The 13,115-nt window shown below is 44.4% G+C and carries 13 protein-coding genes; 4 read left to right on the forward strand and 9 right to left on the reverse strand.

Annotated elements, in window-relative coordinates; all coding sequences use genetic code 11:
- The first annotated feature begins 115 nt into the window (after nt 1-115).
- Nucleotides 116-1,510 (forward strand): hypothetical protein, encoded by a 1,395-nt coding sequence (locus C7R92_RS02545; RefSeq protein WP_106833136.1) that lies wholly within the window; start codon nt 116-118, stop codon nt 1,508-1,510.
- Between the two features lie 155 nt (nt 1,511-1,665).
- Nucleotides 1,666-2,697, forward strand: coding sequence for a YkvI family membrane protein (locus C7R92_RS02550; RefSeq protein ID WP_106833137.1), 1,032 nt, complete (start codon nt 1,666-1,668; stop codon nt 2,695-2,697).
- A 178-nt stretch (nt 2,698-2,875) separates the two neighbouring features.
- Here the strand turns inward: C7R92_RS02550 and C7R92_RS02555 are convergent, their stop codons facing one another.
- Entirely contained in the window at nt 2,876-4,822 is a 1,947-nt protein-coding gene (locus C7R92_RS02555; RefSeq protein ID WP_106833138.1) for a hypothetical protein, read from the reverse strand.
- 120 nt (nt 4,823-4,942) lie between these two features.
- On the opposite strand from C7R92_RS02555, the gene C7R92_RS02560 reads away from it, so the two are divergent.
- Entirely contained in the window at nt 4,943-6,175 is a 1,233-nt protein-coding gene (locus C7R92_RS02560; RefSeq protein WP_106833139.1) for a hypothetical protein, read from the forward strand.
- Nucleotides 6,176-6,275: 100 nt separating this feature from the next.
- Here the strand turns inward: C7R92_RS02560 and C7R92_RS02565 are convergent, their stop codons facing one another.
- The 5 genes from C7R92_RS02565 to C7R92_RS02585 are packed head-to-tail and all read right to left on the reverse strand — an operon-like array spanning nt 6,276 to nt 9,271.
- Nucleotides 6,276-7,211: a DUF4261 domain-containing protein gene (locus C7R92_RS02565; protein ID WP_106833140.1), complete on the reverse strand. Its 936-nt coding sequence runs from the start codon at nt 7,209-7,211 to the stop codon at nt 6,276-6,278.
- Nucleotides 7,212-7,256: 45 nt separating this feature from the next.
- Nucleotides 7,257-7,898, reverse strand: a complete 642-nt coding sequence (locus tag C7R92_RS02570; protein ID WP_069844924.1) for a hypothetical protein — start codon at nt 7,896-7,898, stop codon at nt 7,257-7,259.
- 32 nt (nt 7,899-7,930) lie between these two features.
- Nucleotides 7,931-8,332 carry a hypothetical protein gene (locus C7R92_RS02575; protein ID WP_106833141.1) on the reverse strand — a complete coding sequence of 134 codons (402 nt, stop codon included), beginning with the start codon at nt 8,330-8,332 and terminating at the stop codon, nt 7,931-7,933.
- Between the two features lie 32 nt (nt 8,333-8,364).
- Entirely contained in the window at nt 8,365-8,823 is a 459-nt protein-coding gene (locus tag C7R92_RS02580; RefSeq protein ID WP_106833142.1) for a DUF2628 domain-containing protein, read from the reverse strand.
- A 16-nt stretch (nt 8,824-8,839) separates the two neighbouring features.
- Nucleotides 8,840-9,271 (reverse strand): hypothetical protein, encoded by a 432-nt coding sequence (locus C7R92_RS02585; protein WP_106833143.1) that lies wholly within the window; start codon nt 9,269-9,271, stop codon nt 8,840-8,842.
- Nucleotides 9,272-9,421: 150 nt separating this feature from the next.
- On the opposite strand from C7R92_RS02585, the gene C7R92_RS02590 reads away from it, so the two are divergent.
- Nucleotides 9,422-10,180 (forward strand): SDR family oxidoreductase, encoded by a 759-nt coding sequence (locus tag C7R92_RS02590; protein WP_106833144.1) that lies wholly within the window; start codon nt 9,422-9,424, stop codon nt 10,178-10,180.
- 47 nt (nt 10,181-10,227) lie between these two features.
- Here C7R92_RS02590 and C7R92_RS02595 read toward each other — a convergent pair whose 3' ends face one another.
- The 3 genes from C7R92_RS02595 to C7R92_RS02605 form a co-directional block, all read right to left on the reverse strand.
- Complete coding sequence (locus C7R92_RS02595; protein WP_069844919.1) at nt 10,228-10,593, reverse strand: MerR family transcriptional regulator; 366 nt, start codon at nt 10,591-10,593, stop codon at nt 10,228-10,230.
- A gap of 76 nt (nt 10,594-10,669) precedes the next feature.
- A complete protein-coding gene (locus tag C7R92_RS02600; RefSeq protein ID WP_106833145.1) occupies nt 10,670-11,869 on the reverse strand; it encodes an MFS transporter in 1,200 nt (399 codons plus the stop codon).
- A gap of 253 nt (nt 11,870-12,122) precedes the next feature.
- The gene (locus tag C7R92_RS02605; protein WP_244195623.1) at nt 12,123-12,728 is read right to left on the reverse strand and encodes a hypothetical protein; all 606 of its coding nucleotides are present in this window, start codon (nt 12,726-12,728) and stop codon (nt 12,123-12,125) included.
- Between the last annotated feature and the right edge of the window lie 387 nt (nt 12,729-13,115).

Below are 13,115 nucleotides of genomic sequence, written 5' to 3' on the forward strand. Positions count from 1 at the left end.
TTCTCCGTTGATACACTTGTCCGCTCTAGGATGTGCGTTCACCCATGGCCTATTTTTCGCATATATTGTGACATCAAGGTACTTTCATCGGAGTAACGAAAAAGGAGGGTGCGACATGGGAATCGAGCTTTTGTGGATACATGGTGTGTACGTCTTGTTTGTGATCGGCATTATTCTCGTCATGGTTTTGCGAAAAGATACGAGTCTGATTAGTATCGTGGGCATAGCGATCCTCGGTTTCGTCGCGACAGGGTCTGTGACAACGGCCGTCGGTGGAATATTCGGCAGCTTCATCTATGCGATTACCGAGCTATTGCCGACGATTTTAGTTATCTGTATCATCGTTGCCATGAGTCACGTTTTGACCGATACGGGCGTAAATGAAACGATGATTCGACCGATGACCCATTTGGTTCGAAATCCTACATTGGCTTATTGGGTGATCGGGATCGTCATGATGGTCATTTCCTGGTTTTTCTGGCCTTCTCCAGCTGTCGCACTGATCGGTGCTGTCATGTTGCCCGTGGCATTGCGAGCTGGCTTGCCTGCGATGGGTGTCGCCGTTTCGATGAACTTGTTTGGACACGGGATTGCACTATCCGGCGATTTTATTATTCAAGGGGCTCCTACTTTAACGTCCAAAGCCGCAGGAATTCCAGTCTCGGACGTGATTACGGCCAGTGTACCTCTCGTTTTCATTATGGGTGTTGTGACAACTGCCATCGCATTCTGGTATTTGAAAAAGGACATGAAGCTCGGCGTGCTTGCGTCTCCCAAAGAGACTGTCGTATCCGATGATGTTTTTACTTCCGTACGAGTCCCTTTGTCAGATGGCGTGCGTCGTACGTTGGCTGGACTTGTGCCGGTATTATTTATCCTCGATGTCGTGGCCATGTTTGCTTTTGATTTACGCGGAGGCGATGCAACGGCGCTTGTAGGCGGAACCGCCTTGCTCATTCTCATCATCGCAACGATGCTCGCGCACAAGCAAAGTGGTCTCGAGCAGGTAACCACACATCTCATTCAAGGCTTTCAGTTCGGCTTTAAAGTATTTGGTCCGGTCATCCCGATTGCTGCTTTCTTTTATATGGGCGACAGTGGGTTTATCAAGGTGTTTGGGGAGGTCCTGCCGCAGGGTTCACATGGAATCGTGAATGACCTCGGCGTGGCGCTTGCACATACGATTCCGATTAACAAGGAAGTATCTGCTCTTACTGTATCCGCAGTAGGTGTCATTACAGGGCTGGATGGCTCAGGCTTCTCCGGGATTACACTAGCTGGCTCTTTGGCTCAGCTGTTCGCAACTGCTTTGGGTGCCGGTGCGGCTACGTTAACAGCGCTAGGACAAATTGCCGCCATCTGGGTCGGCGGTGGAACGATCATTCCGTGGGCATTGATTCCGGCTGCGGCGATTTGTGGCGTAGACCCTTTTGAGCTGGCGAGACGAAATCTGTATCCCGTGGCGATCGGACTTTTGGTGACGACAATCGTGGCCATGTTTCTTCTGTAAAATGTCAGTTTCTATACGAAAAAGCGAATGGTCACGTGCCATTCGCTTTTTTTCCTTGGTTAGGTGTGAAATAGACAAGTTTTCTCATTCTGTTTTTCTCCGAAACTCATACACTTGTACTAGCATCTATTTGGATGGGAAAGGAAAAAACCAGTATGAAGTTGTGGGGAAAAAGTATCCAGGTCGCAGCAACGTACATTGGAACCGTCGTAGGGGCCGGGTTTGCGAGCGGTCAAGAAATTCTCGCGTTTTTCACCGCCTACGGCCATGCCGGAACAATCGGCATCCTGCTCGCCACATCTCTTTTTGTTTGGCTGGGCTACAAGATGATGCTAATCGCTCATCAATTGCGCACACCCTCCTATGAATCCTTTAATCAAAAACTGTTTGGACCGATGATCGGTCGTGCGATGAATATTTTGGTCTTTCTCACCCTTTTTGGCGTAACGACTGTCATGTTGGCAGGAGCGGGATCGGTCTTAGAGGAGCAGTTTGACATTCCATATTTGGTCGGGACCACAGCCACCATTTTGTTCGCTCTGTTGCTTCTGCGAAAAGGGTTGGAGCAACTACTCGTCGTGAATGCGATTGTTGTACCGTCCATGTTATTGTTCGCTCTGCTCATTTTGCTGGATGGCACCGCAGAATCTCCCATGCCTCTTTCACCCCCATCCGATTACTCCTTCTTATGGAAAACAGTCTTATACGTGTCCTTTAATTTGGCCATGGCCCAATCTGTTCTCATCCCGATCGGCTATGCGATCCGTGACAGGGTCGTTTTGTTTCGGGCAGCCGTCATTGGCGGGGTCGTGCTTGGATTCATGCTCCTCGTCGTCCATACGGCTATGTTGGCCAACTGGGACGATGTCCGTCTCATGAATATCCCCATTCTTTTTGTAACGGACCAATGGAACGAGTGGCTCCAGCTGTTCTTTGTTTTCGTGCTCTATTCCGAGATTTTTACCACACTGATTTCGAACGTGTTCGGGATTGGTCAGCAGTTGCGTGAATTATTGGACGTTCCGGAATCGCGGCTTTACTTGTATTTATTCTCTACTTCTTTCATATTGTGCCTAATTGGGTACAGTCAGTTGCTCATGTTTTTGTATCCGTTGTTTGGGTATTTGGGGTTGTCTACGCTTTGTCGGATTTCGGTTCCAGGGAATGTACTCAGAAAGCGGTTTTGATTGGAAAACGATGAACATTCCCGATACCTGATTCATTTCCATATCGTTCGGATTTAAGGTGATCGAAAGGTATGTACAAAAGTATTACCCCCGTAATTTTTTTAACAACAAACAAAGAGCCTCATTAAAAACCGAACGAATATTAATATAATTAATATAAAGTTCGTATTCCCTTATCTCAACCTTTTTCCTTTCGCAGTACTTCCGCATACTTTTCGATGGGTTCCTGTTCCATGAGCCGAATCAAATTCATCGTCTTCCTTTCCCATTTCTCGATTTGTTCCTCTTCATAAAGTATTTCAATGAATGGTTCGTACAAACACGGGCTTTTGGTTGCGACAGGATGTTTTCGGTCCACTAAATGAGCCCACCCTAGATATCGCTGGCAAATCAAGTATGCGATGGCGCCTTCATCAGTCTGTAGGAGCGGGTAGTCATGGGATAGATTTGCCAGAATGCGTTCTGTATGATCAGAAGCCAAAGGTGATTCAGAAAGATCTTTTCCTAGACGGCTCTCTAAATGAGTGAATGCAGCTTTCAACGTTTCGTCATTTCTTTTTGCCATACCAAAGCCTCGCTTCACCGTATTTCCGATTTTCTTATCCCATTTTACGCGTTTGATTTGATCAATGGCATACTCTACATTCCGATTTTTCCAGGCTTCAGCTGTTCTGTGATACACATCGAATGGATCTTTACCAGCCCTCGCCTGCCAACTTGAGGGATGAAAGGCGCTACCACCAACCTCAATAAGTCCATGATCTACACGTATACTTCCTTCTAGTGCATATAGTAAAAGCATAGGTTCATAGATTCGATAGATGTGAGCAGCGATCTCATTCCCTTCTTTGGCACAAGTCATATAGTACAACGTTAACTTACTAACGGTTTGTGCATGGTTACCCCTCATTCTTGACACGACTGTATTTTTCTCATCAATATCAAGCTCAGCTGGTACACCTGCTGCACGATAGGGATGAAAGTACAATGGATGCAGGTTCATTGGATGAGCTTCGATGAATACGTGGATCCTTCGCAAATATTCATGGAACAATAAATGATCCACGTTGTTCTCAGCAGAAGTACTTCTATGATGATGGTGATTTGCGAAGCTAGCTATATACGTGATCAGCTTTAGAATCCGTTCATCTCCATTGCATAAAGCAAACTCCAGCAGACTTTGTTCAAAATCTTCGATAGGTAGTACAAGCCCAGGAAATTTCATTAAAAAGTCTTCGATTGGTCGCTCTCTTTCGTAGGTTTTCTGTCCCGTGACATACAAATAGATGTCCTTCGCTTCCTTTACCTGGGGAACGGTGATCCTGGAATAATCACAGGTTTTGTATAAACGAGATTGAAAATGAAACATTTCCATCGTATTCTTGACTTCGGCACATTCACGATCATATTGGTAGGAGCAATCAAACGGAAACCCACGCAGAATGGAATAACTGCTAAGACCGAGCTGCGTAAGATCAGCGACTTCCATCGCATAAGCCACCCCATATATTCCACTTCCATTTCGAACATGAACATATAACCTGCCATCATGGCTCTTCCACCACTTTTGATATCCCTGACTCGCCTGCTCAATAAGAATAGGTTTCTCTTCTATACTTGAGAGCCAATGCGCAACGTCTGACTGTTCTATCCATTTTACTATCCATTGTTTTTTCTCTCGTAGCAGGCTGTATTTGACACTTTCACTCTCTAGCAGTTCTTCAATATTTTCAGCATATACTTGAAACGTAGTATAGTGTAGCGTATACAGCTTGCCGTTCTCATCTATATAACCAGCCTTACTCAACCCATCATCCATCACATGAAAACACTCTACCAGCGTTTGTTCTTCATAATTCAAAACCTCGGGTATTCTCCGTTCCTCACCATCTCGATGAGCAAAGCTCCCCCATAAATCGATACAAAAACGATTGTCGATCTCTCCACCAAATGAATAGCTCAAACCACCATACGTTTCCTGCACATCCAACAAAGCGTTAAAGGCTGGAATTCCATGCTGTTGGAGGATTTTTTTTACTTGCTCTCTGTCTGTAATGGTTTCCCTTCTCGTACATTGCCGAATAAAAGCCTTCGCTGTTTCTGACAATTTGTCACCGCCAAGCATATTCGTAGCCTCCTTTCGAGATTTTGGATTTCATTTTTACACGAATGGTAACATTTGTCACAGTTGAAACGTCATAGATTACGGCCCAACTCATCAACCTACTAGAAAGGAATTCCTATCATGAAATTTTCTACCCTATTAAAAACCATGCTCGTTCTGTTCCTCACCTTCTTCTCTACTTCGCCAATCAAGGCTGAAGAGCAGGAAGACCCATTAAATCCACCGCAATTACCGGTTGTGTATCAAAACCTGCAAATCCCGTCTCATTTGACAGAGCCATTCTTTCTTTTCACGAAGCAACCACTTTACAAGCACGATTCATCTCCAAAGACTTACACCATGTCATTGGTTTCACCGTCTGGAAAAGTAATAAAAAGCAATTACCTCGCTTATAAAAGTGAAGTGTACCCGCTCCGAAATGGGTACGGTTATTTTTATAATGGCAGCTTTTTTAAGCATACGGAATATTGGGTCTACGATAAGCAGGGCAAAGTTTCACCGATGGGTACCTGTTGCGATGTTGCTTTCAGGCAGATACATGGGGAATGGTTTACGGGCACGGACTATCCGGGAAACCTGCCGTATCTGTACAATGCCAAAACAGGGAAAATTACAAAGAAGTTTCCGGACGCGGATCATCCATTCTACTTAGCCGAACCGACTACCAAAACGTTTGATCCGTATTACTTGCCCTATGGTGAAATGGTAAAAGACGCAAAAGGGTACGAATATTACAAGATGGGCATGAGAAATATTCATGGAAAAATACTGAGTAAGCCATTTTTTGATGAATATTTCGGATATGGTGAAGGCTGGCATCGTGTGAAAATAAATGGCCAGACTCATTTTATCAGCAATGAAGGCAAAATTATGCTGAAGCCTTCCCGTAACTATAAAGTCGAATCGAATATGCACAGTGGAGCATTTATTGTCTCAGGTAAGCTAGGTAACGAAGAATTTTATGTGCTCATGAACAAAAAAGGGCTCATTGTTTCGAAAAAATATGCGTTTATCCACCCAACATCCGATGGTCACTTTCTCGCTGTGACGAAAACCAACAAGCAATTTACCTTTGCCAAAATAAATGCAGCAGATAAAGTCGTCTCCCCTCAACAATATGTGCTAAATAAGCCAGAACAAATGAAAGAGCTCAAGCAGACGGGACAATTGTTTCATACTGATTCCCAGATCATTGCGAACACAGCTAACAATCAAAGCTTCAACTTTCCACATCAATTGCTGATCACCCCTACGAATGAGACCGTTGCCATCGAATACACCATCTCGGGGATCAAGAAGATAGGCGTGTATACACATGACGGTATGCTGATCTACGAGGAGATTATCAAATAAGTAGGTCAAACAAATAAAAGCACGACAATGCCCTACTAAACAAGGGAAATGGTCGTGCTTTTTATATCAAGTTGCCTTGGTGTCCCAAGCGATAACGCAATTATTCCAATCCCGCAGGCTTTTCCCTTCCATCCATTGGATACCAGCGAAGCACATCACGCGGTGGGCTTGCCAACCCTTCCTCCAGCAAGACACACTTCCAAATTTCTTCACCCGGCCCATCGGTTGTATCTCCGTCATTGATAACAGGACCATTCTCATATACATAGTTCGATATATTCCGCAGGAAACTCGCGACCTCATTCGGATCGTAGGCATCCCCATTAAATACCGCCTCATGATCGATCACATCCAACTGCTGCATGCCGACGGTATCCATCAAGAGCCATCCTTCCGGAAGATTGAACAGCCGGACATTGGACCACAACTCCAGCGGAAGAAGCTGTATTTGCTCATAGCGTAGATTCAGCTCTTGCATCAGCTCGGCAGACGCGAGGCACTCCCCATTCGGATTAAAAAAGCAAAGGGCTTCTGGCATTTTCAACAGCGACTCAGCAATGGCAGTGACAGTCATCAACTCCGGGAGCGCTTCATAATCCTCAGGCAGTACAGGAGCCTGATCGTTCGACTCTCCCAACACGAAAGAAGAACGAATACGGAGAAACGCTTTGTGCTCGGATGCAGCTTGCCGCCCTTCAGGATATCCCCACGACTGCTGAGCTGCCCGCTCCAGGCTATTCGAGAACGTAATCGGTCCGAAAAAGCCCATCGACCAAGCGCCAAACAACATCGTATCTTCTGCCGGGTCGCCCATACTATCCGGCCAAGGCTTATCGACGACATCGACCTGAATATATCCGTTTACTTCTGGACGATACGGAATAAGCAAGCTAGGGCCGCTGAACACCCATTGGTCGAACGTTTCCATGATGTTGGCAATTTCAAATTGATCCTTGAGCATGTCTGCTATTTTGTGAATCGGAACCGCCGTTGACAGCAGGACGGCAACCCCTTGAGAATACATACCTTTTGGCATATCGTCATCTTCTTTCCATTGTATTTTTATGAGTCATGGCGTACTTTACGTAACTGTAAATCCAATCGCTTGAAGTTCCTTGATCGCGAGTTCCAGATCAACTTCCGGATTCAGCTCCGTAATCATTTCTTCGGTAATGGCAGTATTTGAAAACGTGTAACCAACTACATCAAACGGAACCTTCACCTCGTAGTAAGCCTCTGCCCACTCTACATAGTCTTCTGGAATATCATATATCATCCCAAGTAAAAAATCTGATCCGTCATCCAGCCCTTGCGGATTATGTACGTCTCCCGTTTTCCACACGTGATCAGTAGATTCTCGCCATAAGCAAAACGTAACGTCCTCTTTGGTAAGCGCTTCGTCATCGAGTCGATGAAGCAAAGCAGGAGGGACTTGCTCATAGATGCCAGGCCAAACCTCGTATTCTTCCCTGGCATGAGGACTCATTTCCGATTCATGATCAAATCCTTTTACAATAACGCCCTCGGGGGTGAACAGGATGTAAAGATCGTCGCCTGCTCCGTTGTTAATGCTCGCGAATGTTGTGTTTTCATCCCATTGTGGATCGAACTGATATCTGCGTAGCCATTCCTCTTGACACATTAGAATATCCAGAGCACTCAGCACGAGCATGCGCTGTTTTAATACTTCAGGTTGTAGGAAAGTATTTGGCCAACTTTTCATTTGCAACCACCTCTACGATTTAGATACTCCCCCTAATCCCAATCCAAAAAACCTTCCACGGACAACTTTTCCTCCCCGCATTCGGGACAAGTCGGCGAATACCCGTGATCCAGCTCCTTGTCAATCGGAATAGATGGCATTTTCTCTGAACACCGTGGACAATCATAGCTTTGTAAATACGAATCAGTGTCCGACTGCAAGTGCAAATAGTGGGCATTTAGCAGGTATTTGCATTTTTCGCAAACATATAGACCATGGAAGCAGTTATACTTTGTATGATCGTCCTTCATAAATTCTCGGATTCGCTCCTTGCCAGCTGGATCCTCGAACCATTCTTCGATTTCGCTCAAATAACCATATCTGAATCCAACGCCCATGTACACATTTTGGTTGTATGAGCAACGTTCACAATGCAGCTTATAAGCTACGCCCATTATATCTCCCTCCCCATGTGAGAAAATTCTCTTCACGATGTGAGTAGTACATCTAGCAGACTAAAGCCAATATTGACCAACACAACTACAACTACGCCGCGAACACTAACGCCACCAAGCTTTCGTGTATCTTCTATATCAAGCATGGCGTTTTTACTGTGCGCTTTTTTTATTTTCCGAACAGCCGACACATAGTATAAAAAATTGCCGGTTAGTCCAAATATCGCTCGTTGAAATAATGCAAAGAGTATGTATACTTCATTGAAAGTAGCATCATCGAGTGCCATTGCACCCAAGGCAAAACCCACAAAGAGGTTCACCAAATAAATAACGGTCGCCCATCCATACATTTTCCGATAGGCAAACCATGCTACGCCAAAAAGTGCTGCTCCCCAATTCCATGAGAGTCCTTTCGCCCGCCAAGCCTCCAAATAGTATTTATGATGGTGGACATAGGCGGACAAGAAATTCAAGGTAAGATGAGTGTCCAAGCTTTCTCCTCCAAAACTATTTATCTTTATCTCGATCCTCTTTTAATTGACTTATCCATTTTTCTATTTGTTCCTCATCGAAAATGATGATTTGGCTTCCATTCTGAGGTCTGTCCACCCAACATTCTCCGATCTCAATTGCTGTATCGATTGTCTCCTCGTCTGTTTTCGTAAATAAATCTTCTTCATCTGAGCGCCATCTAGACCAAAACAGCCAACACCATTTTGCCATTTCTTCATGGAATAGTTTACTTGTTCTTGATTTTTCAAGTAGTCGAAGAAGACTCTCTTTGTTGTGAGGAAAATCCTCCAGGTTGATCATGAACACGACAGCCACTTCCATTTCAAATTTGAATCCAAGCCGCAACGCCCACTCATTATACCAAAAATAACCAAGCCATTCGACTGCAACCCGATTGTTGATGGGATCGTGATATGCATTTTCCATCTACGCAAATAGTCACTCGTTGGACGAGCCTAGTGTCTTTTTATGTCTACCTTCTAAATACTGATGCCAAATCTCACTTGACCTTCACATTAGCGTAAACGTTTAGACTACATGCAGAAAGATAACTCATTCACTCAAGGAGGAACAAAAGTGAACAACTATACAGGGAAAAAAGCAGTCGTAACTGGAGGTACACATGGCATGGGCTTGGCCGTGGCAAAAGCATTGCTGGCAGGTGGCGCCGAGGTCATCGTCTCTGGTCGCAATCCGAAAAATGCCGAAGAAGCAAAACGTGAGCTGGGCGAACGGGCACATGTTGTGGTGTCTGATGTATCGAACATGAAGGATGTGCAAGCATTCGGAGACGATGTGGAAAAGCATTTTGGCAAGATCGATTTTCTCCATGTGAATGCAGGCACTTCCATTCTGGAACCGTTTTTGGAAGTCACTGAGGAGACCTACGATCGGATTTTTGAGGTAAATACGAAAGGGGCATTTTTTACCGTCCAACGCTTGGCGCCGCTTATTCATGAAGGAGGTTCGATCGTTTTTACATCTTCTGTAGCAGATGAAGGCGGCTACCCCGGCATGAGCGTATACAGTGCATCCAAAGCGGCATTGCGTTCCTTGGCCTCCGGGTTTGCGGTGGAGCTGCTAGACAAGGGTATTCGCGTCAATGTCGTGAGTCCCGGTTTCATTGATACGCCTTCCATGGGAGTTGCTGGTTTCACGGAAACAGAACGCGCTACCTTCCAGGAGCTTGGCGATAAGGTTACACCAATGAAACGTCATGGTTCATCAGAAGAAGTGGCGAAAGCCGTGCTTTTCCTCGCCTTTGACGCTACCTTTACGACTGGTGCGAGGTTAACTGTGGATGGTGGTATCGGGCAAAACTTACATTCGTTGTAATAAGACGGCCCCGAAGCAGCTGATCGCTTCGGGGCCGTGACTATGAACTAGCTCGTAACCTTTTTTCCACGGGTAATGGATATTTGCCTCTCGAGCGTTTTCTTCCACTCCTGGAGTGCCTCAATCTGTTCGTTCACTTTGCTGAGCTTTTGTTCGTAAATCGCCAGCATTTCCTCGCAATATTCGTAATCATCGGGAGATGCTGCTTCCCCTCTGAACAACGTTCTGATTTCATCCGCCGTTAACCCCAGCTTCAAGTACAGTTGAATCATCTTGACACGCTTGACTGCCGATTCATTGAAATGGCGGTAATCATTTTCCAGTCGTTCTGCCTGTAGCAAGCCCTTTTCTTCATAATGACGGATCGACCGAGTACTGACATTGGTTAATTGGGATAACTCGCTTATTTTCACGAAGCAAAGGACCTCCTCGTATGAGTATGCTATCCCCATTATATGCCAGAATGTCAGGTATCCATATCGTTTTTGATTACGAATCTATCATTGTATTTTCGTTGATTTTTGACCTGCTTTTGACGAAAAGCAATGTCGCTCCCATCAGCACCACAACTAATGCTACTACGGCAAAAGGCAGGTACTTATTCAGCTGGTACAGGCTTGTGCTGAGAATCGGTGCGATGACAGCGGAAATTCCTTGGACCGATGCCACAAGTCCTGCTACGCCTCCTTGCTGTTCACGAGCAACGGCAAGGGAAGCCCCTGCCATAAACCCTGGCATCATAAGCCCAGCTCCAACACCAAACAAGAAAAATGCTACGTAATAGACGATCACATTGATAAAGAAAAGAAAGAGAGCCAAGCTGATTAGTAAGAGCACTGCCCCAAAAAGAATGAGCGATCTTGGTTGCCATTTTGGATTTTTCATTTGCAGTCCTTGTGTGACAATCATCGCTACACCAGAAATCATAAGGCCTACTGATAACATTCTGGCGGTTTCCTTTGTTGTCAAAGACAACTGATCCTGAAAATAAAATCCTCCAACAACTTGTAAGGTGATAATGCTGAGCATCGTTGCCAAACCGGCAAACAAATATAAGGGGAGACCTTTCTGAAAAGGTTTCACCTTGGGAGGTTTTTCGTGAATAATGGGTTTTTGAGCTGGAATCAAGAAGCACACGATGCCTAATGCGACAATCGGCAACACTGCACCAATGTATAACGGCCATATCAGACCGATTAGCGCAAAGGCGGCAGCAATCGCTGGACCAAGAACGAGACCCATCCCATTGGCTGCACCGATTAAGGCCATTCCTGCCGCTCGACCATTTTCGCTCGTGACATCCGCTATATACGCCTGCGCTGCAGATGGAACCGCTGGGATAAACATACCGATCAATCCGCGTGCCACAATGAGCAATACAACGAGTAGCCCGCCACTTATTACCTGCGATAATCCTGCGTACATGGTCGCTGTGAACAAGACATAACTCACAAACATTCCGAGGAAACCAATGACAATGACCGCTTTCCTTCCTTTGAGATCGCTTAACCGCCCCCAGACAGGTGCCATCACCGCCATTGCAATAGAACCGAGTGAAATAATGAGGCCAGAGTGAATTTCACTGAGGCCTAATTCACGTATAAGCGGCGGCATTACAGGGGCAATAATCATCAACCCCACCATCGCCACAAATACACTCAAAAATATACTAATACGGATTCGAAACATCGCACATCCTGCTCCTTCCAAAGCGCACGCTTTTTAATAAAAATGGTAAAAGAAATGAGTGACCGCTACTACCTAAGAACGGAGAGTTTATGCCCCGAAACGGATTTTGTTTGTGGCTAGTCTTGGGAAATAATAAAAATCCATCACGAAGTTCTGAAAAAAAAGATGCCTTCACCTAACTTGCTTTTGCAAGGTGTAGGACTATCTTATAAATGGTGCTCTTCTCCAGAAAACATAAGCTAGAAGAAAAAGTTTATATATGAACTCCAGAATTTTTTACATGATAAATAATATTTGATCGTTCTATAGAGTCAATATCAATAGGCGGGAGTAAAATACTATCACCTAGAAGGGGTAACGAAGGAGTTTTTGCGTTAGCTGAATTGGTAGCATTTATATGAAGTGCACTTACCCCGACATAAGTTCCATCAACTATTTCATCCATTAATTCACCATCTGTTATGAGAACCTCGCTTAGTTGAGACCCCGTTTTGTCGAAATTTCCTGTATCATTTATAGAAACATTAACGCTACTTCGTATACCATTAGTTGCATCTACTATCTCATCAACTAATTCACCACCAATAATTTCAAGTTTATTTCCAGAAACTTTAGCCGATGAGGTCATGGTAAGATCTATAACAGTATTGGTAAAATCATCCTCAACATCCACAGTTTCATCAATAAGTTCACCTTCGATAATTTTTACTTCTTCACAATCTATGTTACTAGTATTGTTCAGATTTATTTTTATGCTAGACGCATTAGAAATTTCACTATCGATTACCTCGTCAACTAATTCACCTTCTTCAATAAACAACTGTTTTCCATAAAAATTTGAAGAATCATTAAAATTCATTTGAATATTCGAAGTATAATACCCCTCACCTTCTAAGGTTTCATCAATTAACTCACCTTCATAAACAGATAATATGGGACTAGTAACATTTGCTGAATTATTGATAATTACGTTTACACTACTTTTAGATGCAATCGTCCCAATTATTAAATCTTTAATGAATGCTGGCTCTATAGAAAAGGGGTATAAAATTGTTAATTTTAAGAATAGTCACTCTTTAAACAAAGAAACTTCCCTGCTGAGACGGCAAACTTCAACCCATGCTGCGTGCTGGACAGACTTGACACCAACTGCACCAACTATAATCAGGTAGCCTACTTCAGTCTGTGATTGTGATGCCGCTAATGAGGCTACCCATGCCCCGTTTCGGCTTCTTGGCGATACTTT

The organism is Brevibacillus porteri, from assembly GCF_003013475.1.
In the GTDB taxonomy this organism is placed as follows: domain Bacteria; phylum Bacillota; class Bacilli; order Brevibacillales; family Brevibacillaceae; genus Brevibacillus; species Brevibacillus porteri.

Excerpts from the sequence above, each read along its gene's own strand:
- C7R92_RS02545 (WP_106833136.1), top strand. The coding sequence starts at position 116 with ATGGGAATCGAGCTTTTGTGGATACATGGTGTGTACGTCTTGTTTGTG.
- C7R92_RS02550 (WP_106833137.1), top strand. The coding sequence starts at position 1,666 with ATGAAGTTGTGGGGAAAAAGTATCCAGGTCGCAGCAACGTACATTGGA.
- C7R92_RS02555 (WP_106833138.1), bottom strand. The coding sequence starts at position 4,822 with ATGCTTGGCGGTGACAAATTGTCAGAAACAGCGAAGGCTTTTATTCGG.
- C7R92_RS02560 (WP_106833139.1), top strand. The coding sequence starts at position 4,943 with ATGAAATTTTCTACCCTATTAAAAACCATGCTCGTTCTGTTCCTCACC.
- C7R92_RS02565 (WP_106833140.1), bottom strand. The coding sequence starts at position 7,211 with ATGCCAAAAGGTATGTATTCTCAAGGGGTTGCCGTCCTGCTGTCAACG.
- C7R92_RS02570 (WP_069844924.1), bottom strand. The coding sequence starts at position 7,898 with ATGAAAAGTTGGCCAAATACTTTCCTACAACCTGAAGTATTAAAACAG.
- C7R92_RS02575 (WP_106833141.1), bottom strand. The coding sequence starts at position 8,332 with ATGGGCGTAGCTTATAAGCTGCATTGTGAACGTTGCTCATACAACCAA.
- C7R92_RS02585 (WP_106833143.1), bottom strand. The coding sequence starts at position 9,271 with ATGGAAAATGCATATCACGATCCCATCAACAATCGGGTTGCAGTCGAA.
- C7R92_RS02600 (WP_106833145.1), bottom strand. The coding sequence starts at position 11,869 with ATGTTTCGAATCCGTATTAGTATATTTTTGAGTGTATTTGTGGCGATG.
- C7R92_RS02605 (WP_244195623.1), bottom strand. The coding sequence starts at position 12,728 with ATGAATTTTAATGATTCTTCAAATTTTTATGGAAAACAGTTGTTTATT.